The sequence below is a fragment of the Streptomyces sp. NBC_01241 genome (genome assembly GCF_041435435.1).
GTDB lineage: Bacteria > Actinomycetota > Actinomycetes > Streptomycetales > Streptomycetaceae > Streptomyces.
Map to the genome: position 1 here is coordinate 8,415,212 of NZ_CP108494.1, position 23,857 is coordinate 8,439,068.

The window sequence follows — 23,857 nt, forward strand, 5'->3', positions numbered from 1 at the left end:
GTCCGTCATGTCATCGTGCGGGTACGTCCGCCACCAGGGAACATTGGCCCACATCGCGGTCGGTGCCACTGCGCCGAGGGCGACTGGGACGACGGCGGCCATCGGGCGCACGGCGCGCCCTCGGAGCAGCGGTATCCAGCGCGGCACGACCTCGCCTCAGGGCCGCACCAGACCGATCGTCAGGAAGGCGAGAAGCTCCCAGACCACGCTCAGCGTCAGCATCCAGACCTTCGCGCCGAGCGTCTCGAAGTCCGCGAAGCTCGCGTCCAGGTAGCCGGCCGGATGCCCGAGCACCAGGACGATCCGCCACAGCTCGCTCGGCAGTACAACCAATGCGGTCAGTTGAGGTCCCACACGCCCTGATTTCCCAGTTGTCGAAGTCAGGCGACAGGGCCTCGTGGACCTGCATGGACTGGATTCGATGAGGCGGCTGCCACTCCTGCTCAGACTCCTCCTGGAGTTCGTTGTGGACCTGGTCGTCGAGTCCCTGATGGATGGCGCGAAGGCCTGCGGCGGCGGGTGCGATGCACCTGCTGCAGGGCGGAGGCACCTGCCAGAGTCTCCCTCCGCAAGGAACCGTAGCGACTGCGCCTCCCGCCGCAGCATCGCAGGGGGAGGGCCGGACAGTCCGGCCCTCCCCCTGCGTGTACCGGGAGTTACTCGGTGACCTCGTGGTCGTGGCCCTCGTGCAGGCCACCGCCGCTGCCCGCCGAACCCTTGGTGTTCTGCGGCGCCACCGGCTTGCTCAGAAGGCTGGTGTCCCAGGCGTACTGGCCCACCGCGCTGGCGATGACGTCGACGTTGACGTCGAACGCCTTCATGTTGATGTTCTTCAGGGTGTCGCAAGCGGCGTGGTAGCAGGCGTCGTACGCGACACCGGCCTTACCGCCGTACACCTTTGCCTGCTCGGTCGTCTTGACGCCCTCGGCACCGGTGAAGGTGCCGCCCGAGGGGATGCCCACCTCGATGAACGGCCCGTAGTCCGACCGGCCGGTGAAGTCGGTGCCCTCGTGCGGGATGCCCCGGCTGTCCAGGTAGTCGGTGATCTGCCGCTCCAGCTGCGCCGAGCCCTCCGGGCCGGGGCCGGCACCGACCTGGTCGGAGTCGTCGCCGTCGTAGACGAACTGGGCGTAGTTCGGCGAGGCGATCATGTCGAAGTTCAGGTACAGCTTGACCTTCGCAAGGTCCGCCGCCGAGAGGCTGTTGACGTACGCCTCCGAGCCCAGCAGTCCGAACTCCTCAGCCGACCACCAGGCGAAGCGCACCTTGTTCTTGACGTTCTCGTGGGCGAGGTTCAGGGCCACGTCGAGGATGCCGGCGGAGCCGGAGCCGTTGTCATTGATGCCCGGGCCGGCCGCCACCGAGTCCAGGTGGGCGCCGAACATCACCACGTTGTCGGCGTCGCCGCCCTTGGTCTCGGCGATCACGTTGTAGGTGTGCCGGGTCTCCGCGAAGGTGCGGATCTCCAGGTTGACGGTCACTGCGCCGGCGGCGGCCTTGGCCGCGAGCGCCTCGCCGTCCGCCTGCGTGACGCCGCCGGCCGGGATCTTGGCGACGGACGGGTCTCCCAGGGTGCCGTTGAGCGCGCCCTCGGTGTTGTTGTAGATGATCGCGCCGACCGCGCCCGCACCGGCGGCGGTCTCCTGCTTCTGCGCAAAGGCGCAGCCGCCGCGCTTGATCAGCGCGATCTTTCCGGTGAATGCCCCGGGGGCGTAGTCCTCCGGCTCGCAGCCGGTGGTGGCGTTGACCGGCACCACCGCGACCGGGGCGGTGATGCCGCCGACCGGGCTGCTGGCGGAGTACGTCATGGCGATCAACGGGACGTCCTGCTGCTGCGGCGACACCACCCGCAGGCTCTCCGCCAGCGTCTGGGTGAACGGGTAGTCGAACTCGTTCCGGGTCACCGAGTACCCGGCCTTCCTCAGCAGGCCTTCGACGTACTCGGCCGACTGCCGGTGCCCCTCCGACCCGGCCACCCGGGTGTTCCCGTTCCTGTCAGCGATCCGCTGGAACTGCTTCAGATGCTCGTAGGCATCCGCGGCGTTGCTTTTCTTGACGAGCTTCTCGGCGAGCTTGGCAGCCTCCTTGGCAGGGTCGCTGTGGGCGGAGGCGGTGCCCGATCCGATCAGCAGCAGCGGCGCTATGAGCCCTGCGACGGATACGGCGGCTACCGTGGTGCGGCGGTTCCGAGCGTTCAAAACGCTTCCTTCCGGCGGTCCATGAGAAATAGGCGTAATGGCCGAAAACGGGCTGAACAATGTACGGCGGTACTCCAGGGCAGGCAGGGACGACTGGATCGCTCCGCCCCTTGGCACCGGCAAGGAGAAAGGTATCTGCTCAGTAAACGCTTGGTAATGGGTTGACGGGAATCTTCGGCGCCGGCGCCGTCCGTGCGCGGGACGGAGCACACCGATCGGCCGCTGACCCAACCGAAGTTGGCTGGAAGCCACCGGTGCTGACCAGGCATGGTCGGCGCCTAACAGCCGCGCGGGCTCGGTGCGCGTCAGCACGAGGTCGACGTCGGCCCCATGCTCGTCGACCTGATACAGGTGCAGTCGTCGCACCGGCGGACCGCGGTGCCTGGCTTCCCGCATGGGTGATCCGGACATGGACGGACTGCGGGTCACCGCACGTCCGGTGGCGCACGCCTCGCATTCCAGTCGCGGATACCGGATCGAGGCCGGCGGTGTGGCGGCCGCAGGCGCCGGGGTTCTGAGGGTTCCGGCGTGGGTGGGGGTGTCTGACGCGGACCGGACGTGCGCGGAAACGGCCGGTTGAGAAGGATGTCGCCGACGTTCAGGGCTCCGCCAATTGTCTGTGGAGACCGCCGGTTGGGCGAACGGAGTCACACCGTCGAGGGCGACGCGGCGACGCGCGTCAGTCTCTTGCGGCGGCGAGGCCCCGCACATCGCTCGCGGGGTGGGGCCGACGCACCAGCGCGGCCCCCCGCCACGTCAGGGCCAGGTCGGCCGATCAGGTGCCGATACCGCGATTCTGCGTAGTCCCTTCGAGTAATGCGCTTCCGATAAAGGGCGAAACGTAACAATACGGGGTGGGGGTGGAAGGAAGATCGACGGGAGAGTGGTGCATGCCCCTGCGGAGACGTAAGGCGCGACTGAAGGCCCGGGCCGGGAAGACGGCGTTCAGTGGTTACGGCGCGGTGGATGGGCGCCTGCCCGCCAGCGAGCTGGCCAGGCAGTTGCTGCGCAAGGCCTTTCCCGACCACTGGTCCTTTCTCCTTGGTGAGATCGCTCTCTACACTTTCGTGGTCCTGCTCCTCACCGGCGTGTACCTCACCCTGTTCTTCGACCCGAGCATGATGGAGAGCGTCTACACCGGTTCCTATGTGCCCCTTCAGGGGGTGAGGATGACGCGGGCCTACACCACCACCCTCGACATCAGCTTCGTCGTGCGCGGAGGCCTGCTGATCCGTCAGATCCACCACTGGGCGGCACTCGTGTTCGTCGCCGCGATCGCCGTCCATTTACTGCGTATCTTCTTCACCGGCGCCTTCCGTAAACCGCGGGAGGCCAACTGGGTCGTGGGCGTGACGCTGTTCGTACTCGCGCTTCTCGAAGGATTCGCGGGCTACTCGCTGCCCGACGACCTGCTGTCCGGTACGGGCCTGAGGACGGCGGCCACCATCGTGGGGTCGATCCCTGTCGTCGGAACCTACTTGGAGCTGTTCGTCTTCGGCGGACAGTTCCCGGGCCATGCCGTGATTCCCCGTTTGTACCCCGTGCATATCCTGCTCGTGCCCGGCCTGATCGTGGCGCTGATCACCGCTCATCTCATCCTGGTTGTCTATCTCAAACACACCCACTGGGCGGGTCAGGGGAAGACCAACCAAAACGCTGTCGGCTCACCGGCGTTTCCTCACTTCACCGCGAAGACCACAGGTTTTTTCCTCATGGTGTTCGGCGTACTGACCTTGCTGGGCGCGCTCGCTCAGATCAACCCCGTATGGAACTACGGCCCCTACCGCGCCAACCAGGTCTCCGGTAACGCACAGCCGGACTGGTATGTCGGGTTCCTGGAGGGCGCGCTCCGGCTGATGCCACCATGGGAGACCGACTTTGCGGGCCACACCATCATGTGGAATGTGTTCATTCCGGCGATCGCCCTGCCAGGCGTGGTCTTTACAGTGCTGTTCCTCTATCCCTTTTTCGAGAAATGGGTGACGAGCGACCGCGGGGAACACCATCTGTGCGACCGGCCGCGCAACCGGCCGACCCGTACGGGGCTCGGAGTGGCGGCCATCGTGTTCTACGCCGTTCTCCTGGTCGCCGGCGGCAATGACGTCGTCGCCTTCTCGTTCAGGGTTTCGGTCGAGGCCATGATCTGGATCCTCAGAACAGCGCTGATCGCCGCCCCACTCCTGGCCTTCGCGCTGACCAAACGCCTCTGCCTCGCCCTTCAGATGCGGGACCGCCGCCGACTGACCGAAGGAGAGGAGACCGGCCAGGTGACACAGTCGGTGAACGGCGATCTCTCGGAGAGCCGCCGTAGCCTGAGCCCGACAGCCCGCTACCGCATCCTGATGCGTGATGTCCCGACGCCCCTGGACCTCCCTGCGGAGGGCTCGATCTCGAGTCGGCGACGGCTTCGGACCGTACTGAGCGGCTGGTACTACGGGGACCTCGTGGAACTGCCCGTCACGGAGGAGCAACGGTCCCGGATCGCGGAGCGGACGACACCACCGGAGCCGGTCCGCGAACGCGAGGAACGAGAACCGCCCTCAGCCCTGGACACGCACGTACTGGAAGACCATTCCCAACACCCCCGCCAGGACCAAGCCCAGCCCGATCAGGAACAGCCACAGACCGAACACCACACCGAGGACGAGCAGGGCCATCCCCGCAGCTGTCAGTGACGGCCAGATGCTGTGCGGAGGAAAGAAGTCCACCGGACCGGACCGCTCATGGATGTGCCCGTCCCCGCGGTCTTCGGGGCGCAGGCCCTTCCTCCGGTAGTTGGTGGCGAAGAAGAACGTGACCAGCAACGCCATGAGGAACGAGACGGTGAGAGCCGCCGTGCCTGTCGGATCATGGGACCACACAGCGTAGAGAACATCGGTCACGAGGAAGAACCCCGCGACTCCAGCGAAGAGAATAGCCTCGGTCCTCATTCGCCCGACTCCTCTTCAGCGCCCGATGCGGGGCGGGACCCGCCTCGGCCGAGGCCCGGCTTCTGCTTCTCCGGCGTGAGGGGGTGGTGCAGGTCGAAGGCCGGCGAGTCGGAACGTACGCGGGGCAAAGCCCGGAAATTGTGCCTCGGGGGCGGACAGGAGGTCGCCCACTCCAGGGAACGGCCGAACCCCCACGGGTCGTCCACATCGACCTTGGGAGCGTAACGGCTGGTGCGCCACACGTTGTACAGGAACGGCAGTGTCGACAGGCCCAGAAGAAAGGAGCCGACGGACGAGATCGTATTGAGCAGGGTGAAGCCGTCCGCCGCGAGATAGTCGGCGTAACGCCGGGGCATTCCGGCCTCTCCCAGCCAGTGCTGGACCAGGAAGGTCAGCTGAAAGCCGATGAACAAGGTCCAGAAATGTATACGTCCGATGCGTTCATCCAGCATGCGTCCCGTCAACTTGGGCCACCAGAAGTAGAAGCCGCCGAACATCGCGAAGACCACTGTTCCGAAGAGCACGTAATGGAGGTGGGCGACGATGAAGTACGAATCGGTGAGATGGAAGTCCAACGGGGGTGAGGCGATCAGCACTCCACTGAGGCCGCCGAGGAGAAAAGTCACGAGGAAGCCGATCGCCCAGAGCATGGGTGTCTCGAACGAGATACTGCCGTGCCACATGGTGCCGATCCAGTTGAAGAACTTGACGCCGGTGGGCACGGCGATGATGAACGACATGGCAGAGAAGAAGGGCAGGAGAACGGCTCCTGTCGCGAACATGTGATGGGCCCAGACAACCGCCGAGAGCATGGTGATGCTGATCGTGGCCATCACCATTCCGAAATACCCGAACATCGGCTTCCGGCTGAACGCGGGAATGATCTCGCTCACCACTCCGAAGAAGGGCAGCGCGACAATGTAGACCTCGGGATGGCCGAAGAACCAGAACAGGTGCTGCCACAGCAGCGCCCCGCCGTTCGCGGCGTCGTAAACATGGGCCCCGAACTTCCGGTCGGCTTCGAGGGCGAGCAGGGCGGCGGCGAGCACCGGAAACGAGAGCAGTGCGAGGATCGAGGTGAACAGTACGTTCCAGGTGAAGATCGGCATCCGGAACATGGTCATACCCGGCGCCCGCAGACAGACGATCGTAGTGATGAAATTGACCGATGCCAGGGTCGTACTGATCCCCGACAGCACGAGCCCCATGGTCCAGAGGTCTCCGCCGGCGCCGGGTGAGAAGACGGCACTGTTCAGTGGTGCGTAGGCGAACCAGCCGAAGTGCGCCGCGCCGCCGGGCACCACGAATCCGGACACCACGATGATTCCGCCGAAGAGGAAGAGCCAGTAGGTGAGCGCGTTGAGGCGGGGGAAGGCGACGTCGGGCGCGCCGATCTGAAGCGGCATGATGGCGTTCGCGAAGCCGCCGAACATCGGCGTGGCGAACAGCAGCATCATGACGGTGCCGTGGATGGTGAACAGCTGGTTGTACTGTTCCACGCTGACGATCTGCAGTCCTGGCCGGGCCAGCTCCGCTCGCATGAGCATGGCCAACACTCCGGCCAACAGGAAGAACCCGAACGCGGTGACCATGTAGAGATTGCCGATGACCTTGTGGTCGGTGGTCGTCAGCCAGCCCATGAGTCTCACACCGGCATTGATGCGCTTGTTGGCCACCGGCTCAGCCGGCGCGGCTTCCTGCAGGTCCTGCGCCATCGGTTCTCCGTCCCTCCCGGTTGACTCGATGGTGGAGCCTGCCACCGTGCACGGCCCGTACGACTGGCGGTGACACCTCGAATTTCACCAGTTCACCGGTGCTCCGATCGGGTGTCCCAGGGGCCCGCCGCGTCCAGGATGCCCGGCGGTCATGAGCCGGACCGTCGTCACGTCCGGTGCGAGCGCCGGGTGGGCGACCGGTTGACGGCGCGTCTGTTCGGGCGGGCACCAGCATGCGAGGGCACGGCCGCCGGACACGGCTCGGCCGAAGACCTCTTCCCCGGGACCGCAGTGGCGCGCCGTCCTGGCATCCGCTCTGGAAGCGTTCCGGGCCGACCCGCCGCAGGAGCGTCCCTGGGCTGCGATCCTCGTGCCGAAAGCCGCGCAGTACGGCCGCCTCCGGGCTTGGCCGGACCGGCTTGCCGCACCTGTGCGGATCGGCCCGATGTCCCTCACTTCAGTGCCGACTTGGGTCAGCCAGCCTCACCCTCACCCCGACGACATGTCGGTCGCTCTCGGGATGGGTTACTGGCCGCTCCTCGTCACGGGCATGGCTCCCGGCTACCACCGTGCCGGTGCGGTGCAGGCTGCGGCTCGGGACCTCCTTCGTTTGCAACGGCTCCTGACCCTCGTCCTGATGAGTCGTCAGGATCTTTGGATCGCGAGTCAGATGGTTTGCCGTCCCCGCGGCAATGGGCGGTACGGCCTGAGCCGGGTCACTGCACTAGGCACTGTTCATCGCCCCACCCCAATCGAGCACATCGATATTGGCCGACCGGACAGATCCCACCGCGGCGCAGCTCACGATGCTGGGCAGATGCGTCGACTGGAGGTGCCCGCCGTGACAGAACACCGCGCCGTGGTGAATCGAACCACTGGGCAGGAGGACGGTGCCCGGCCGGAGAGCCGGGACCGAGAGCGTGCGGCCGCGATGATCGCAGACGTCGAGCGGCTGGTGCGCTGCGAGTCCCCCTCGGACGACCTGGCCGCGGTCGCCCGCAGCGCCGAGCTGGTGGCCCGGATCGGCGCCGGTCACCTCGGGGCCGAGGCGGAGCGGATAGTCATCGACGGATGCACGCATGTGCGGTGGCGCTTCGGCCGGACCCCGCGCGTGCTGCTCATCGGGCATCACGACACGGTGTGGCCGGTCGGGTCGTTGAAGAGCCATCCGTTCGAGGTTCGCGACGGAGTGCTGCGCGGACCCGGTTGCTTCGACATGAAGGCCGGCCTGGTGATGGCGTTCCACGCCTTGGCGGACCTGATCGGCACGGGGGCACGGACGAGTGTGTCCGGACCCGGGGCCGCGCATCCGCTGGACGGTGTCACCCTCCTCATCACCGGTGACGAGGAGCCGGGTTCGCCCTCGTCCCGGGAGCTCATCGAGGGCGAGGCCGGCTCCTGCGCTGCCGCCCTCGTACTTGAGGCCGCCGGACCGGGTGGGGCCCTGAAGACGGAACGCAAAGGGGTGTCGCGCTACGAGGTGCTGGTTCGAGGACGTGCCGCCCACTCCGGCCTTGAGCCGGAGCGTGGCGTGAACGCGACGATCGAGGCCGCCCACCAGATCCTGGCCGTGGCCGCACTGGGCGATGCGGCACACGGTACGACTGTCACCCCGACCCGCCTGGAGGCGGGCACCACGAGTAACACCGTCCCCGCCTCGGCCAGCTTCGACGTCGACGTCCGTATACGGGACGCGGCAGAGCAGCACCGTGTGGACCGAGCGATGCGCGACCTGCGGGCCCGGCTGGCCGGCGCAGCCGTGGAGGTCACAGGCGGTCCGAACCGGCCGCCCTTGCAGGCCACCGCATCGAAGGATCTTTTTGCGCGGGCGTGCCGGCTCGCGACGGACCTCGGGCTCGGCCCGCTCACGCAGGTGGCCGTCGGCGGCGCCTCTGATGGAAATCTCGCCGCGGGAGTCGGCACCCCCACCCTCGACGGCCTGGGAGCGGTAGGCGGCGGCGCGCATGCCGACGACGAGCATCTGCTCGTCGCGGAGCTGCCGCGGCGGACCAGATTGCTCACCGCGTTGGTGGCCGACCTCCTGGCACCGCAGGACGGCTGTCCGCCCGGACGAAGCGGGAGCCCGCATCCTGTGCCCTCGAACCAGCTGCGCGAAGATCGGGGTTGAAACCATGACCTGCGTGACTGATCTCCTGCGCGACCGTACCGAATCCCCGCCCGTCGACGCGGCGTACACCGCGGCTGAGACCGCCGCGCGCGTCGCGGGCGTCGACATCCGTTCCCTGGACAGTGTCAGTGAGCTTGAGTCCGTTCGGCGCCTGTACGAGCAGATCTGGCGCACCGGCGAGAACAGTCCGGTGGTGACCGCCGACCTGCTGCGTGCGCTGGCGAAGGCGGGCAGTTACGTCAGCGGCGCCTTCGTGGGGGACGAACTGGTCGGCTCCTGCTTCGGGTTCTTCTCCCCGCCGGCACGCGCGGCCCTGCACAGCCACATCGCAGGGGTGTTGCCCTACGTACGGCGGCGCAACGTCGGATTCGCCCTGAAACTGCACCAGCGGGCCTGGACGCTGGCGCGGGGTGTGGGCGAGATCTGCTGGACGTACGACCCTTTGGTGCGCCGCAACGCGTACTTCAACATCGCCAAGCTGGCTGCCGAGCCTGCCGAGTACCTGCCGGACTTCTACGGCCCCATCGACGACGGGATCAACCGCAGCGACGACAGCGACCGGATTCTGGTGCGGTGGCGTCTGGCGTCGCCGGACGCCGAGTCGGTCTGCGCCGGGCGGCCCAGACCGGCCGACGCGGAAGTCGCCCGGTCGCGCGGAGCGACCGTCGCCCTCGGAGTCTCCGCCACGGGCGCGCCGTCGGTGGGGCGCACCGGCGGCAACGCACGCACCGTACTGGTGGCCGTACCCGAAGACATCGAGGCACTGCGCGAGAGCGACCCGGCGTGCGCCGTGAGCTGGCGCACGGCGGTACGGGACGTGCTGGGCGGACTGCTCGCCGACGGCGCGCGGGTGCGCGGCTTCGACCCGGCGGGCTGGTACGTCGTGGACCGCGGAAGCCCGACGCAGGTCGCCGGCGGCACGCGCCGGCACGGAACACACCACAACGAAGCGCCACAGGAGACAGCGTGAAGGTCACCGGAGTCGAACTGCGCACCATCAAGGCACCCCTCGTATCCCCGTTCCGCACCTCGTTCGGCACCGAGACCGTGCGGGAGGCCCTCCTGGTGCGCGTCGTCACCGACGAGGCCGAGGGCTGGGGCGAGTGCGGCGCGGGCACCGCTCCTCAGTACTCGTCGCAGTACACGCACGCCGCCGCGGACGTCCTCAGCCGCTTCCTGGTCCCGGCGCTCGCCGGGGTGGCCGACCTCGACGCCCACCAGGTCGCCCCGGCTCTGGCCGCGTTCAAGGGGCACCGCATGGCCAAGGCCGCCCTGGAGACGGCGGTGCTGGACGCGGACCTCCGGGCCCGGGGAGTGCCCCTCGCACACGCCCTCGGCGCGGTCCGCGACAGAGTGCCGTGCGGGGTGTCGGTGGGGATCACGGAGTCGATCCCCGCGCTTCTCGACGCCGTCGCCGGATATCTGGACGCCGGCTATCTGCGGATCAAGCTGAAGATCGAACCCGGCTGGGACATCGAGCCGGTGCGCGCCGTCCGCGAACGGTTCGGCGACATCCTGCTGCAGGTGGACGCCAACGCCGCCTATCGCCGCGGCGACGCCCGCCATCTGGCCCGGCTCGACCCGTTCGCCCTCCTGATGCTGGAGCAGCCTCTCGCGGAGGACGACCTCCTCGGCCACGCGGAACTCGCGAAGCGCATCACCACCCCGATCTGTCTCGACGAGTCGATCGTCTCCGCCCGCGCCGCCGCCGACGCGCTCGTGCTCGGCGCCTGCCACGTGGTCAACATCAAGCCGGGCCGCGTCGGCGGCTATCTGGAGGCGCGGCGGATCCACGACGTCTGCGCGGCGCACGGCGTCCCCGTCTGGTGCGGCGGCATGCTCGAGACGGGACTGGGCCGCGCCGCCAACGTGGCGCTTGCCGCACTGCCCGGGTTCGTGCTGCCCGGCGACACCTCGGCCTCCGACCGCTACTACCGGACCGACATCACCGCACCGTTCCACCTCGTGGACGGACATCTCGTCGTGCCGACCGGGCCGGGCCTCGGCGTCACCCCCGTCCCGGAGATTCTGGACGAGGTGACGGACTCGACGACCTGGGTACCCGTCCCATGAGGCCCTCACCGCGCCGGCCCGTTCGTCCGTGTGGACGAACGGGCCGGCATCATTACGTCATGCGCGACCAACTCCGATGCCGGTGGGCCGGGCTAGTTTCGGCCCCGTGCTCATTCCCGTGACCAGCCTTCCGCGAGCGAGCCTCGCGCGTGTCCTGGAGGAACTCGGTTCCACCCTGCTTGACGTGGTCTGCGGTGACGTAGAACGCGCCGACGGCATCGGCGGCGTCGTCATCCACGACCCACTCGACGAGCCGGAACTCCCGGACAACGCACTGGTACTGGGCGTAGCCCTGCACGACCTCTCCGACATCGCCCGAATCGTCACCCGCCTGGGGCAGCGCGGCGCCACCGCCCTGGTGGTACGCGCGCCCCTCACCGCCGACGAGGCGCTGATCGATGCGGCCGAGGCGTCGGGCGTGGCCGTGCTCTCTTTCGCCCGCGGCGCCTCCTGGACGCACCTGGCGGGGATGCTCCGGACACTGACGACCGACAGCAACCGGCATGACATGGATGGTCACACGGCCGACCGGATCGAGTCCGGCGACCTCTTCGCGGTCGCCAACGCGATTGCCGCGCTGCTGGACGCGCCCGTCACCATCGAGGACCGCAACTCGCGCCTGCTGGCTTTCTCCAGCCGGCAGGAGGACATCGACCCCTCGCGGGTCCAGACGATCCTGGGCCGGCAGGTCCCCGAGCACTACACGCGCATCCTTGAGGAACGCGGGGTGTTCCAGGCGATCTACCGCAGCGACCGCCCCGTCTTCGTCGCGTCTCTCCCCGAGTCGGGCGATATGACACAGCCGCCCGAACTGCCGCGCGCGGCGATCGCCGTGCGCGCCGGGGACGAGATCCTCGGCGCGATCTGGGTGGTCGTCGCCGAGCCGCTGAGCGAGGACCGCAGCGAAGCACTCTACGAGGCGTCCAAGCTGGTCGCGATGCACATGGTGTGGCAGCGCGCGGACGCGGACATGGAAAGGCGGCAGCGCGCGGAGCTGCTGGCCACCGCACTGGAGAGCGGCCCTGGATCACCCGAGGCGATCCGCCGCCTCGGCCTGAAGGACGAGCCCGCCGTCGTTCTCGCACTCACCGTCGTCGACGTGGCGAATGAACGCCGGCTGCCCGCCCGTATCGCCACCGAACGCAAACGCCTCACTGACGCGTTCGCCATGCATCTGGCCGCGGTGCACCCGCGCGCCACCGCGGCGCTGATCGGCGACATCGCGTACGGTATCCTGCCCCTTCTTCCGCAGAACCGGCACGACGCCGAGGAACGGGCGGCCCGCATCGCCACCGAGTTCCTGGCCCGCGTGGGCTCCCGGCTGCGCCCCGTGATCGGCGTAGGGCCGTACGCCGAGGAGAGTGCGGCGCTGGCCCGGTCGCGTACCGGAGCCGAACGGGCGTCGCGCGTCCTGCGCTCGGGAACCGCCGGGCAGTCGGTCGCCCGCCTGGACGACGTCCACGTCGAGGCACTGCTGCTGGAGCTCGCCGACCTCGTCCCGCGCGGGGACCTGCCCAGCGGCGTCGTCGCACGCGTTATCGCCTACGACGAGATCCACGGGACCAACCTGGCCTAGACGCTGCGGAGTTGGCTCGACGCCTTCGGCGATGTCGCCACGGCCGCCGCCTCGATGTTCGTGCACCCCAACACGTTCCGCTACCGGCTTCGGCGCGCGGCGGAGGTCGGCCGGATCGACCTCAATGATCCGTCCGCACGTCTCTCGGCCATGCTGCAGCTGCACCTGATGTCGCTCAGGTCCGCCCCGGACGGCGGATGAGCGGACAGGCCTTCCCGCCCGCTCATCCGGAAGCTTCCTGATGGCCCAGACTGAGTGTCCTGATCAGAAAGGCCAGCCACTCGGCGTCCTGTGCGGTCGCGACCTCGTACGACGTCGCCGCGCCATGCCCGGCGTTGTCGAAGACGTGCAGGAGGATCGGCGCGTCCCCTTCCTGTGCCGCCTGCAGGCGGGCGGCGAACTTGCGCGCATGCCAGGGAGGACACCGCGGATCGGTCGCCCCGGCCTGAAGATAGATCGCCGGGAAGACGCCGGGCCCGACCAACTGGTAGGGCGAGAGCCGCAGCAGCCGCCGTACTTCCGCAGGATCGTCCGGATCCGCCCACGCCTTGCGGATGACGAAGTCCAGATAGGGATCGCGGGTGCCCCCGATGAGGTCAAGGAGCGGCGCCATCGGCAGCACGGCACACCACAGCTCGGGGCGCGTCGTGAGGGCGACCCCGCACATGAGACCGCCGTCGGAGCCACCGGTCAGCGCGAGCCGGTCGGGTGTGGTGAGCCCTGTGGCGACGAGGTGCTCGGCGACGGCGATGAGGTCGCGGTCGCGCACGTGCTTGCGTTCCCGGTGCGCGGCCAGGTACCAGTCGCGGCCGAACTCGCCGCCCCCGCGCAGATGCGCCTGTACGAGCACGCCGCCGGCCGCGACGAAGGCGGCGAGCTCGGGCTGGTACTGCGGCAGCAGAGGCACGTTCGCCGCGCCGTACGCGGAGATCAGCGTGGGCGCGGGCTGCGTCGGGTCGCTGCCCGCCGGTCGCACCACGTGGTAAGGGATCTCCACGCCGCCGAATGCGACGGCCCGCTCGAACGTCACGTCGGCGTCGAGGGTGACCGCCGGGGCCGAAAGCGTCTCGATGTCCGCCTCTCCCGGACGGTGCCGATAGACGCCCCAGGAGCTGGTCAGGGTGGAGAAGGCGAAGACGAAGTCGTCCGGGGGAGAGCCCACGGCCAGGCCGGTCAGGGCGAAGAACGGTGCGGAGAGCGCCCCCTTCCCGGGCAGCGGAACCTCCCCGGTGACGGCGCCGGAGCGGTCGAGGATCCGTACCCGGGCGCACGTCTGGTCGAACTCACTGAGGTACAGATGGTCACCGACCGGAGACAAGGACCGCAGCACCGTCTCGCCCTCCGGAACCAACTCCGTCCACGAGGCTGGGTCGTTGGGGCCGTCGGCGTCCAGCGGGAGCGCAACCACGCGCCCGCGTGGTGCCGCTACATCGGTCACCGCGATGTAGCGGTCGCCGACGATGTGTCCGGCGACGGTCCCGGCGCAGTCGGTGACGAAGGGACGCCAGGGGGTGGCGGGCCGGGACAGATCGCGTACGGCGACCGGAACAGGACTGCCCACCCGGTGACTTGCGACGGCCCAGCGGCCGTCGGCCGAGAACTGCACGAGTGTGTACTCCTGGGAGCCCTCACCGACCGGGATCGGTTCCACCACGGTGTTGCCCGCGCTGTCCCGCGTGGCGAGCCGGTGACGGTACACGGCCTGCCGGAACTCATGCGGCGAACCGGTCAGGGCGAGGAAGAAGAAGCCGCTGCTGTCGGGCAGCCACGACACGCCACCGGCCCACGCGCTGTGCAGGACCTGGCGCGGCGCGCCGTCCAGTACGCGCCCCGAGTCCACCTCGATGAGCCGGACCGTGTTGTGCTCGCTGCCGTCGGTGCAGACGCCCAGGGCCAGGACGCGACCGTTCGGCGACGGCGCGAGCCACGACAGGAACGCGGGGTTCTGCCCGTCGCCGAACGCGGTCAGGTCGACCACCGGTCGGCCCGCGCCGAACGGCCGGTCGGCGACGACCACGCTGGGCGCCGCCGCACCGGGTGCGTTCACGGCGCGGAACCAGCGGGCCGCCGCGAACCTTGGCAGTGCCGGGCGGGACCCGGCATCGTGGGTCTCGATCAGCTTCCGTACGGCCGCAGGGTCCTGCCCGTCGTAGGCGATCGAAGTGGCGATTTCGGCCTGTCGGCGCTGCCACCGCTGTACCTCGTCGGTCTCCGGCTCCAGCCACCGGTACGGGTCCGGCACCCGGACGCCCGCGACGTTCTCGAAGGCGTCGACGGTCCGCGCGGGCGGATACGGCGGAGGGCTGCTGTTCACTGTGACTCCGACTCCTCGGTGTCCCGGAGACCGTCAAGGTCTCCGGGACGCATGGACTGATCTGCTGGTGCGTCTGCATCCGGGGCCGCCTCGAAGCCCGCTCGCGCGGCCGCGGCGAACTCGGCACGCAGCCGCTCGAACGCCCCGGGGATCCGGTTCACCTGCCGGACGTGGAGCAGTGCGTCGTAGGCGGCCGGGAAGTCGTCGACGGGGTCGAGCTCCCCACCGGCGAGCGTCCCCTCGACGCCGTCGAAGAACCCGGCGGGCGCGCGGCGCGGATCGAGGAGGGTCACCTCCGGGCCGAGACGGTCGAGCCGCGATTCGACGGACGTCGGCGTCAGGGTCCGCGCCCCGAGCGTGACGTCGCAGTCGAACGGACGCGACGACCGCTGGGTGAAGGTGACTTCGGGCCCGGAGCCGTACGTCATCCCGATGACGACGAGGTCCGCTCCCAGCTCGGAGGAGAGCAGACCGCCCAGGGTCGGCCGACCGTGCAGCGGCGTACGGCGGACGTGTGCGTTGTGGGCGCTCACCACGATGCGCCGCTCCCGGCGCAGGATCCACTCCACGCTGCGCGCCATGAACGCCTCCCGCGGATAGGGACCCTCCGAGGAGGTCCCGTCCTCGTCGGCCTCGGCGACGAAGGCTTCGAGCGAGGCCGCGCACCACAGGGCGATCTCGGCGTCCTCGTCGTCCGGGCCGCTGTGCCGGCGGGAGCGGAGTGCGCGCTCGTCCAGTCCGCGAAGGCCGTCGAGCAGTCGGGCACGGTCCGAGGAGGACATCGCCGCGTAACGGACCGCCGCCTGCGACCGGTCGCCCAGATCGCTCAGTCGCAGCAACTCCTCGTCGCCCGGGCGTGCGGGCAGCCGGTCGAGGCAGGCACGGACCGCCGGGCCGGGGGAGGTGGACGAGCCCGGCAGGTCCATTCCGTAGGAGGAGACCTTCGCCGACCCGCCGGAGTTGTGCCGACGCATCCAGCCCAGTTGCCTCCGCATCGGCTCGCACTCGCCGAAGCGGTAGGTGACGCCGTCCCGGGCGACGGTCTCGACCCGTCCCGGCCCGCCGTCGATCCACTCGTCGACGGCCAGCCCCTCGGCGAAACCGGACTCCAGGACCAGCCCGGTGAACCCGCACTCCCGGACCAGGAACCGGAACAGCAGGTCCCTGATCCCGTAGAACTCCGTGATGTTGTGCGCGCCCTCGCCGAGCGCCACCACCCGTGCTCCGCCGATCAGTTGACGCAGCGCAGCCATGTACGCAGACGTGTCGTGGAACGTATCCATGACGGCTCACCACCTTCCCCCGCGCGGCATTCAGTTGGGGTGTGTCCAGTAGACGGCTGATCCAGTTTTTGTAGGGGTCAGTTGGCGGCCGGGGTGAGCCGGCCTTCGAAGGCGATCTGGAAGGCGTTCAGGGGTGCCTTCCAGCGGATGGTCCACCGCTTGCGGCCCTTGCCGGTCGGGTCCAGGCTCATCAGTGCCATGTAGACGCACTTGAGGGCCGCGGCCTCGTTGGGGAAGTGTCCGCGGGCGCGGACGGCCTTGCGGATGCGGGCGTTGACGGACTCGATCGCGTTCGTCGAGCAGATCACCTTGCGGATCTCGACGTCGAAGGAGAGGAAGGGGACGAACTCGGCCCAGGCGTTCTCCCAGAGCCGGATGACCGCCGGATACTTCTTCCCCCACGCGTCCTGGAACTCGCTGAACCGCTCGGCCGCGGCGGCCTCGTTCGGGGCCGTGTAGACGGGCTTGAGCGCCTTGGCGATCTTGTCCCAGTCCTGGCGGGCCGCGTGCCGGAAGCTGTTCCTCAGCAGGTGAACGACGCAGGTCTGGACAATCGTGCGAGGCCAGACCGTCTCAACCGCCTCGGGCAGGCCCTTCAACCCGTCGCAGACCAGCATCAGGACGTCGTCCACGCCCCTGTTCTTGAGGTCCGTGAACACGCTCAGCCAATACTTCGCGCCCTCGCCGCCGTCGCCGGCCCAGATTCCGAGGATGTCGCGGTGGCCCTCGGCGGTGACCGCCATGACGACGTAGATCGGCCGGTTGGCCACCTGCCCGTCCCGGATCTTGACGTTGATGGCGTCGACGAACAGCACCGGATAGACGCGGCGGTTTCTAGCGGTGATTGCGAATCACGGAAACTGTGATGCTATGCCCCAGTCTTGCATGACCTCGGACGGAGTACGGTCTCCCAGGACCATTCGGGGGCGCTCGTTGAGCTGACGGGCCACGGCCGTCAGGTTGCGCAGGGAGTGGACCGTAAGGTCGGTGCCCTTGGGGAAGTACTGCCGCAGCAGCCCGTTGATGTTCTCGTTGGTGCCGCGCTGCCAGGGAGAATGAGGATCGCAGAAATAGATCCGGAAGCCGGAGAGGGCCTCTATCTCTTCATGGAGCACGAGCTCGCGCCCCTGGTCCCAGGTCAGGGTCCGCCGCAACGCTCGTGGCAGATCGGCGGTCTGCGAGACCAGGGCGTCGCGCATCGGCTGGGCCTTCCAGCCGTGCGGCAGGTGGATCAGGCGAACGAAGCGGGTCGTGCGGTCGACGAGGGTGCCTATAGCGGACCGCTGAGCGCGTCCGATGATGAGGTCTCCCTCCCAATCGCCGGGCGTTTCACGATCATTGACCGTGGCGGGTCGGTCATGGACGAGCGTCATGTTCTTGATCTTGTTGGGTGAGACGACGCCACGGCGTTGCCGCTTGCGGCGGGTGCGTCCGGTGCGCAGTCGGCCCTCACGCTTGCCCAGAAGGCCAGCGAACAGGCCACGGTAGATCGTCTCCGGACAGGCCCGCATGCGAGGGTTGTTCGGGTGCTCGCGTGCGAGGTGTCGAGCAATCTGCTGCGGGGACCACTTCTCGTCGAGCTTCTCGCGCACTGCCGCGCGCAGGGGTCCGTGGTCGCGGAGTTTCTCTTCTTTGGGGCGTTGGCGACGCAGGAGCGCCTGGTTGTGTGCCCACCAGGGTTCGTACTCCCCGTTCTCCTTCCGGCCGCGTCCAATCTCCCGGTAGACCGTCGAAACGCTCTTGCCGATCTCGGCGGCGATGACGACCGGGCTCCGCCCGGCGCGCAGACCGTCGGCGATGGCGATCCGGTCGTCCTGGGTCAGGAAGCGTGGCGAGATGGGAGGGTCAGGAATGATCATGCTTCCAGCATCGATGAACCAGTTGGACCCGCAGCTCACCGATACGCCCACTTGGCGGGCGGCCGCTGCCCCCTTCAGGCCCTTGCGCCGCAGCTCGAAGTACCGCCGTCTGGCCGACGACGGCATGCGATTGGCTCCTCCACGAGGCATGCGAACCATCTCCCCTTGGATGTTCGCAACCACCGATCGAATTCAAGCAGGGTCGAGGGGCCGGTTCTGCCACTCGGCCATGCCCTCGAGGACCTTGTCGGTGATCGTGGAGATCGTCTGGCGGGACACGTCGGCGCCATAGACCTCCGCGAGGTGGGCCTGGACCTCGCCGGTCGTCAGGCCCTTCGCCGCGAGCGAGATGACCATCTCGTCCACGCCGGACAGACGCTTCTGCCGCTTCTTGACAATCCGCGGCTCAAAACTGCCTTCCCGGTCGCGCGGCACGACTATCTCGACCGGGCCGACGTCGGTCAGCACCGTCTTGGCCCGGGTGCCGTTCCGCGAGTTGCCGCCGTTCTTTCCTGCTGGATCGTGCTTGTCATAGCCGAGATGGTCGGTGATCTCGCCCTCGAGAGCCGACTCCAGCAGCCGCTTCGTCAGCTGCTGCAGCAGCCCGCCCTCACCGGTCAGCTGCAAGCCCTCGGCCTGAGCCCGGCCCACCAGCTCGTCAATCAGCCGGTCGTCCACAGACTTCGACGGAGCCGCCTCGGACGGCTCGACGGACTCGGCCTCGGTCACGTTCTCACTGGTCATCGATGCATCTTCCTTGATCAGGAGTTACACCGATCGTTTGGCTCTGTCTCACATCCGGTGGTGACGGATCGTGAGTATGGGGTATCTCTACCTTGCAGAGAGTGCGGCCGGTGCTCTGACCTCGATGCTTTGAAGCGGATGGCAGCGCATCGGGGGCGCTGAGCTTGTCGCGCCGGACTCTCACGGACAGACGCCGGGCCGATCGGTCGGCCCCAGGGAACGACCGTTGTGGTGCACGGACCTGCGGATTCGTGATCGATGGCCTATTCGTCGCCGCCGTGACTTTCAGTCACCACCGGATGTGAGCCAGAGCCGATCGTTTTACAGTCCCGGTATCGGTCCGCCTGAGCGCTGCGGCGCTCTGCGGCAGCGACCTGCCCAAATGGCGCAGCACCGCCGACCCGCGCGACGGCCCGGACGGTCACCGGTCCGTGTTCGCGGCGAAGACAGGCCAGGGCCTTCTCGACCTGGGGCCGTCGAGAAATTACTGGTGCGTGTCGGGTCAATCGTCTGTTGTCGTTGCGTGTATGACATAGCGGGCGAGTTCGCTGGGGTCGATAAGGCGGACCGGGAGCGGGTCGCTGTGGTGGCCGTGTCGCTGTAGCAGGGGGCGGGTCTGCTGGAGGAGGGTGCGCATCTGGTTCTCGCCGACGCGGAAGAGGTGGGCGATCAGCGAGGCGGGCAGCCCGCGCTGGTCCAGGACGGAGGCCCAGATGATGTTTTCGACCGCGAGTTTGCGGTGGCGGGGTCGCTGGCCCGGTGCGAGTTGGTCGATCAACTCACGAACTCTGCTGACGAGTTGGTCGAGGGCTTGCCGGGTGAGACCGGTCAGCACCGGGTGGGTGGCCAGCGCCGCGTCGAAGGTGTGGGCCTGGCGGGGATGGGCTCGGCGCCCTTGCGGCTGCAGCGGCACGGCCGGGACGCCGGGCTGCGGCGGAATGGTGTAGTTCCACTCGCCGTGGAAGTCGTCGGGGTCGATACGCAGCGCCGCAAGGTGCTGGGCGTCAATCTCGATACCGGTGGGATAGGCGCCCTCGTCCAGGCGGGCGCTGACACGCAGGCCGGTCGTGGTCGTGGTGGAGGCGATCAGGTTGAGAGCGACTTCGTAGCTGGTCAGCGGGCGGGCGCGCCAGTTCATGGAGATGAAGGAGAACAGGCGATGTTCGACCTTGTTCCATTTCGATGTGCCTGGGGGCAGGTGGCACACGCTGATCTCCAGACCCGTCTCGGTGGCCAGGGCGGCGAGGTTGGCCTTCCAGGCGCGGGCGCGGGAGCTGTTCGAGCCCCCGCCGTCCGCGGTGATCAGGAGTCTGTGTGCGTCGGGGTAGGCCGTTTGGCCTTCCTCCCTCCACCAGCGGCGCAGGGCCGCGACCGCGAACGCGGCGGTGTCGTGGTCGGTGCCCACCACGACGAAGCCGGTATTGCGCCCCAGGTCGTAGATGCCGTACGGGATCGCCGTACCGGTAGCGTGGGAGGGGAAGTCGTGGTCGAGGACCTTCACCGGCGCACCCGGCGGCACCCACTCCCTCCCGGCCTGCGCGAACAGCCCGATCTGCTCCTTCTTCTTGGTGTCCACACTGATCACGGGATCGCCGGCGGCCAGGAACTGGCCCACCGTGTCGTTGAGGTGCCGGAACTGGGCATCACGGTCCGGGTGCGAACTCCCCGCCAGGACCCGCGCGTTCGCGCGCAGGCTGAACCCGGCCTGCTTGAGCAGCGCGGCGATGGTGTCCCGGCCCACCGCGTGGCCCTGGGCGGCCAGTTCACCCGCCAGGTGGCGCAGCGACTTCGTCGTCCACGTCAGCGGCCGTATGGGATCACCCTGGGTACTGTCCTCGACCAGGGCCAGTAGTGCGGCCCGCAGCCCCGGATCCTTCTCGGCCGCGGCCGGACGGCCCGCGCCGGCCCGGCGGGTACGGCCGTGTGGCGCGGGATCCTCCTCCAGCTCGGCCAGCCCACGGGAGACGCAGCCCTTGGAGACTCCTGCCGCCTTCGCGACGGCGGCGATCCCACCGTGACCGAGTATCCGGGCCTCCGCCCCGTACAACAACCGACGCTGACGCTCGTCCAGATGCGGCGTCACCGCCTCCAGCTTCGCCCGCAACGGACCGATCAACTCATCGAAACGCCCCATACCACATCAACGATCCGAAGGCTCGGAAGCAACCCGTAGAAAATCGACGGCCCCAGACTGAGTGAGCTCAGAGGACGTTCTTGCTGCATATGTACGGGTTCAGGGGGCTTGTCTAGCGTCTGAATTCTGCGTAAGCAGGAGGGTGTTAGCGGAATGTCCAACTGGCTGACGCGGACGTGATCCTGCGCTTCATCCCGGTTACTTCGGAAAGCTCCTGTCCGGTTCGAATACATGCTCAAAATCGCTTTTGCCTCGCCTGATCGAGCGATATGCCCGGTCGGACGCCTTGTCCATGAGTATCCCCATGACCTCTTCGCAGCAGCGCAAGCCGTACCTGAGCGACCTCTCCGATGCCCGCTGGACCCTGATGGAGCCGACCCTGACGGCCTGGCGGGCCGAGCGGCAGAAGACCTCGCTCAACCTCGGCGGCAAGGTCACCGACCTGCGAGAAGTAATGGACGCAATCCTCTTCGTCAACCGCACCGGGGTCCCGTGGCGCTACCTGCCGCACGACTTCCCTCCGCACACAACCGTGTTCAGCTACTTCAGCGCCTGGACCGCCGATGGCACGATCGAGAAGCTCGGCGTCCGCTTACACCGGCTGGTCCGTGAGCAGGAAGGACGGGCCGCCGAACCGACCGCCTGCGTCATCGACGCGCAGAGCGTCAAGACCGCTCCCAGCGTGCCCACCGACACCCAAGGCGCCGACGCCGGCAAGAAGATCGTGGGCCGCAAGCGCAGCATCGTCGTCGACACCCTCGGCCTGTTACTGCTGGTCATGGTGACCGCGGCCAGCGTCTCTGACAACGAGGCCGGCAAACAACTGCTGACCCAAATCGCCGCCACACACCCCACGATCACCAAGGCATGGGTCGACACCGGCTACAAGACCAAGGCCATCGAGCATGGCGCCGCCCTCGGTATCGACGTGGACGTCGTCCCACGAAACACCCAGGTCAAGGGCTTCTCGGTAGTCACGCGACGCTGGGTGGTGGAACGCAGTTTCGGATGGATCATGATGCACCGCCGCCTCGCACGCGACTACGAGACCAAGCCCGCCCACTCCGAGAGCGTGATCCGAATCGCGATGATCTCGAACCTTGCGAAACGAGCAACCGGCGAAACGCCCATAACTTGGCATAATCCATGAATTATCCCTCATGCAAACGGGACGTCCTCTGAGGTTGTTCCAGATCAGGACGATCGGGCCGCCGAGCTGGGTATGGGAGGCGATCAGCAGGTCGCGTAGTCGCGCCAGGAGAAACTCTTGCGTCCGTCACGGTTGCCGTTGTCCAGGCGCTGGCGGTAGATCAGCCGTGACCGTCGACCGGGTTTATAACGGTCAGGGCCGCGATCGAGATCCGTCTGCGAGAGCGGCCGCGGCCTCGCACCACGGTCACTCATACCCTGCTCCGGAGGCCGGGAGCCCGTTGCGGGGCCAGGCAGGAGGTAACGGTGGGCAGGTCGGCGGGCGCCGCGGCCCGCCCTTGTCCTGGATCACGATGCCAGGACGCGCCCGGCGGCCACGGCGGATGCCACGGTGCCACCGACGACGACGGCCGAGGCGGCGACCAGCGGGACGCGGGTGCTCCAGGCGTGCAGCACGGGCGAGTTCGAGGCGCGGGCGAGGAGCGCGTCGCGACCGCGCAGCACCGCAAGGCCGACGCCCGTCAGGGTCAGCGCCATGCCGACGCCAAACGCCGCCACCATCGCCATCGCCGCGCCGACTCGGCCGGTCAGCAGCCCGGTGAGGAGGACGAGGAACGCCGACGGGGAGGGGAGCAGGCCGCCGGAGGTGCCAAGCAGCAGGATGCCGCGCCAGGTGAGCAGGGACTTGGACGTTGGGATGTGGTGACTGTGGTCATGTCCGTGACTGTGGTCATGCCCGTGATCGTGGCCATGGCCATGGCCGTGGCCATGGCCGTGGCCATGGCTGTGGCTGTGGCTGTGGCTGTGACCGTGGCTCTGCCCGTGCTTCCGGTTGACCAGGTGGCGCCGGAGCAGGTTGATGCCCACGGCGAGCACGACCAAGGCTGCGATCAGCTGCAGCCAGTTCGTCACCCCGCCGACGTTCGGTGCGTGCTTGGCGGCGAGCCACCAGCCCACGGCGAGTACGGCGACCGATGCGGTGTGCATGACGGCGACAATGGCGCCGAGCCACACCGCGTCCCGTGTCCTGCCTCCGGCGCCTACGAGGTACCCGGCCGCGAGCGACTTCCCGTGACCGGGGGCACAGGCGTGGAAGGCGCCCACCGCCGCCGAGATGAGAAGGGCCACTGGCAGTACGACACCGTGGTCCAGGAGTGCCGCAAGGTCTGTGGTCCACACGGTCGTCGGCGATGTAGACGCAGTGGTGGCGGAGCTGCCGGCTCCGCCGAGGGCAAGGGTAAGCGTGGGGTCGCTCGCCGTATGAAGGCCGCCGCCGCCCTTCTCCGTCACCGAGATCGTGCGATAGGCCGGGTTGACGTCGGTCAGCGCGGTGATGGTGAGGGCGACTGTGTCCACGGGTTTGGGGCAGATGTAGTGCACCACGGCGCCCTTGCTCGCGAGCTGCAGGGTGTCCACTGTGCCCAGCCGGCACTCGCGCCCGTCCTGGTGCACGGTGATGTACGAGCCGAGGTAGGCCGCCTCATCTCCCTTGGCTGCCTGGTGCAGGACGTCCAAGTCGTTCTGCGGGGCAGACCAGGTGATCTCGACGGTACGGCCTTCGGCCTTGACCTGGGCGACCGGCGGTGTGCCGAAGGGGTGCGCCTCCGCCGTGCCTGCGGCGCCGAGCAGCGCCAGCGCGGCGGCCAGGCCGATCAGCAGGAGACGGGCGGCGCGGGTGCGGGTGATGCGGAGAGTGTGCACAGTGATGGTCCCGTCGGGGAGTGGAGCGCCGCGCGTTGCCTCCCCTGGCGGGG

15 protein-coding genes and 4 pseudogenes are annotated in these 23,857 nt (G+C 68.3%); 7 read left to right on the forward strand and 12 right to left on the reverse strand.

The window, feature by feature from the left end; all coding sequences use genetic code 11:
• Positions 1 to 156: 156 nt before the first annotated feature.
• Together OG306_RS38140 and OG306_RS38145 are read right to left on the reverse strand one after the other, a co-directional pair.
• The gene (locus tag OG306_RS38140) at positions 157 to 333 is read right to left on the reverse strand and encodes a hypothetical protein (protein WP_266751170.1); all 177 of its coding nucleotides are present in this window, start codon (positions 331 to 333) and stop codon (positions 157 to 159) included.
• A gap of 323 nt (positions 334 to 656) precedes the next feature.
• Positions 657 to 2,198 carry a M28 family metallopeptidase gene (locus OG306_RS38145; protein ID WP_266751172.1) on the reverse strand — a complete coding sequence of 514 codons (1,542 nt, stop codon included), beginning with the start codon at positions 2,196 to 2,198 and terminating at the stop codon, positions 657 to 659.
• A gap of 890 nt (positions 2,199 to 3,088) precedes the next feature.
• On the opposite strand from OG306_RS38145, the gene qcrB reads away from it, so the two are divergent.
• Positions 3,089 to 4,873 (forward strand): cytochrome bc1 complex cytochrome b subunit, encoded by a 1,785-nt coding sequence (gene qcrB / locus OG306_RS38150; RefSeq protein WP_266751174.1) that lies wholly within the window; start codon positions 3,089 to 3,091, stop codon positions 4,871 to 4,873.
• On the opposite strand, the pseudogene ctaF reads toward qcrB, so the two are convergent.
• Together ctaF and ctaD are read right to left on the reverse strand one after the other, a co-directional pair.
• Positions 4,808 to 5,128 (reverse strand): annotated as a pseudogene (gene ctaF, locus OG306_RS38155) (aa3-type cytochrome oxidase subunit IV); the annotation flags it as partial. The gene qcrB and the pseudogene ctaF overlap by 66 nt on opposite strands.
• Positions 5,125 to 6,843 carry an aa3-type cytochrome oxidase subunit I gene (gene ctaD, locus OG306_RS38160; RefSeq protein WP_432762247.1) on the reverse strand — a complete coding sequence of 573 codons (1,719 nt, stop codon included), beginning with the start codon at positions 6,841 to 6,843 and terminating at the stop codon, positions 5,125 to 5,127. The pseudogene ctaF and the gene ctaD, both read right to left, overlap by 4 nt.
• A gap of 931 nt (positions 6,844 to 7,774) precedes the next feature.
• Here ctaD and OG306_RS38165 point away from each other — a divergent pair.
• The 5 genes from OG306_RS38165 (at position 7,775) to OG306_RS38185 (ending at position 12,821) form a co-directional block, all read left to right on the forward strand.
• Entirely contained in the window at positions 7,775 to 8,971 is a 1,197-nt protein-coding gene (locus OG306_RS38165) for a M20 family metallopeptidase (RefSeq protein ID WP_266752655.1), read from the forward strand.
• 13 nt (positions 8,972 to 8,984) lie between these two features.
• Positions 8,985 to 9,941, forward strand: coding sequence for a GNAT family N-acetyltransferase (locus tag OG306_RS38170; protein WP_266751175.1), 957 nt, complete (start codon positions 8,985 to 8,987; stop codon positions 9,939 to 9,941).
• The gene (menC, locus tag OG306_RS38175) at positions 9,938 to 11,044 is read left to right on the forward strand and encodes an o-succinylbenzoate synthase (RefSeq protein WP_266751177.1); all 1,107 of its coding nucleotides are present in this window, start codon (positions 9,938 to 9,940) and stop codon (positions 11,042 to 11,044) included. Before OG306_RS38170 ends, menC begins: the two co-directional genes overlap by 4 nt.
• 106 nt (positions 11,045 to 11,150) lie before the next feature.
• Entirely contained in the window at positions 11,151 to 12,620 is a 1,470-nt protein-coding gene (locus OG306_RS38180; protein WP_371666147.1) for a PucR family transcriptional regulator, read from the forward strand.
• A 3-nt stretch (positions 12,621 to 12,623) separates the two neighbouring features.
• Positions 12,624 to 12,821, forward strand: a complete 198-nt coding sequence (locus OG306_RS38185; protein ID WP_266752657.1) for a helix-turn-helix domain-containing protein — start codon at positions 12,624 to 12,626, stop codon at positions 12,819 to 12,821.
• A gap of 22 nt (positions 12,822 to 12,843) precedes the next feature.
• On the opposite strand, the gene OG306_RS38190 is transcribed toward OG306_RS38185, so the two are convergent.
• The 6 genes and pseudogenes from OG306_RS38190 to OG306_RS38215 form a co-directional block, all read right to left on the reverse strand.
• Positions 12,844 to 14,934, reverse strand: a complete 2,091-nt coding sequence (locus tag OG306_RS38190; RefSeq protein ID WP_266751180.1) for a prolyl oligopeptidase family serine peptidase — start codon at positions 14,932 to 14,934, stop codon at positions 12,844 to 12,846.
• Positions 14,931 to 16,217 carry an erythromycin esterase family protein gene (locus OG306_RS38195; protein ID WP_371666148.1) on the reverse strand — a complete coding sequence of 429 codons (1,287 nt, stop codon included), beginning with the start codon at positions 16,215 to 16,217 and terminating at the stop codon, positions 14,931 to 14,933. The genes OG306_RS38190 and OG306_RS38195 overlap by 4 nt, the downstream gene beginning before the upstream one ends.
• A gap of 77 nt (positions 16,218 to 16,294) precedes the next feature.
• Positions 16,295 to 17,044, reverse strand: a pseudogene (locus OG306_RS38200) (IS256 family transposase); the annotation flags it as partial.
• Between the two features lie 24 nt (positions 17,045 to 17,068).
• Complete coding sequence (locus tag OG306_RS38205; protein WP_432762221.1) at positions 17,069 to 18,226, reverse strand: IS30 family transposase; 1,158 nt, start codon at positions 18,224 to 18,226, stop codon at positions 17,069 to 17,071.
• Between the two features lie 51 nt (positions 18,227 to 18,277).
• Positions 18,278 to 18,820 (reverse strand): annotated as a pseudogene (locus OG306_RS38210) (transposase); the annotation flags it as partial.
• A 502-nt stretch (positions 18,821 to 19,322) separates the two neighbouring features.
• The gene (locus OG306_RS38215) at positions 19,323 to 20,954 is read right to left on the reverse strand and encodes an ISAzo13 family transposase (protein ID WP_371665041.1); all 1,632 of its coding nucleotides are present in this window, start codon (positions 20,952 to 20,954) and stop codon (positions 19,323 to 19,325) included.
• Between the two features lie 304 nt (positions 20,955 to 21,258).
• Here OG306_RS38215 and OG306_RS38220 point away from each other — a divergent pair, with 304 nt between their 5' ends.
• Positions 21,259 to 22,104 carry an IS5 family transposase gene (locus OG306_RS38220; RefSeq protein WP_371666149.1) on the forward strand — a complete coding sequence of 282 codons (846 nt, stop codon included), beginning with the start codon at positions 21,259 to 21,261 and terminating at the stop codon, positions 22,102 to 22,104.
• A 30-nt stretch (positions 22,105 to 22,134) separates the two neighbouring features.
• Here the strand turns inward: OG306_RS38220 and OG306_RS38225 are convergent.
• Positions 22,135 to 22,348, reverse strand: a pseudogene (locus OG306_RS38225) (IS630 family transposase); the annotation flags it as partial.
• A 103-nt stretch (positions 22,349 to 22,451) separates the two neighbouring features.
• Positions 22,452 to 23,804: a hypothetical protein gene (locus OG306_RS38230; RefSeq protein ID WP_371666150.1), complete on the reverse strand. Its 1,353-nt coding sequence runs from the start codon at positions 23,802 to 23,804 to the stop codon at positions 22,452 to 22,454.
• Positions 23,805 to 23,857 lie beyond the last annotated feature (53 nt).

Excerpts from the sequence above, each read along its gene's own strand:
- qcrB (WP_266751174.1), top strand. The coding sequence starts at position 3,089 with ATGCCCCTGCGGAGACGTAAGGCGCGACTGAAGGCCCGGGCCGGGAAG.
- ctaD (WP_432762247.1), bottom strand. The coding sequence starts at position 6,843 with ATGGCGCAGGACCTGCAGGAAGCCGCGCCGGCTGAGCCGGTGGCCAAC.
- OG306_RS38165 (WP_266752655.1), top strand. The coding sequence starts at position 7,775 with ATGATCGCAGACGTCGAGCGGCTGGTGCGCTGCGAGTCCCCCTCGGAC.
- OG306_RS38195 (WP_371666148.1), bottom strand. The coding sequence starts at position 16,217 with ATGGATACGTTCCACGACACGTCTGCGTACATGGCTGCGCTGCGTCAA.
- OG306_RS38205 (WP_432762221.1), bottom strand. The coding sequence starts at position 18,226 with ATGCCTCGTGGAGGAGCCAATCGCATGCCGTCGTCGGCCAGACGGCGG.
- OG306_RS38215 (WP_371665041.1), bottom strand. The coding sequence starts at position 20,954 with ATGGGGCGTTTCGATGAGTTGATCGGTCCGTTGCGGGCGAAGCTGGAG.
- OG306_RS38220 (WP_371666149.1), top strand. The coding sequence starts at position 21,259 with ATGACCTCTTCGCAGCAGCGCAAGCCGTACCTGAGCGACCTCTCCGAT.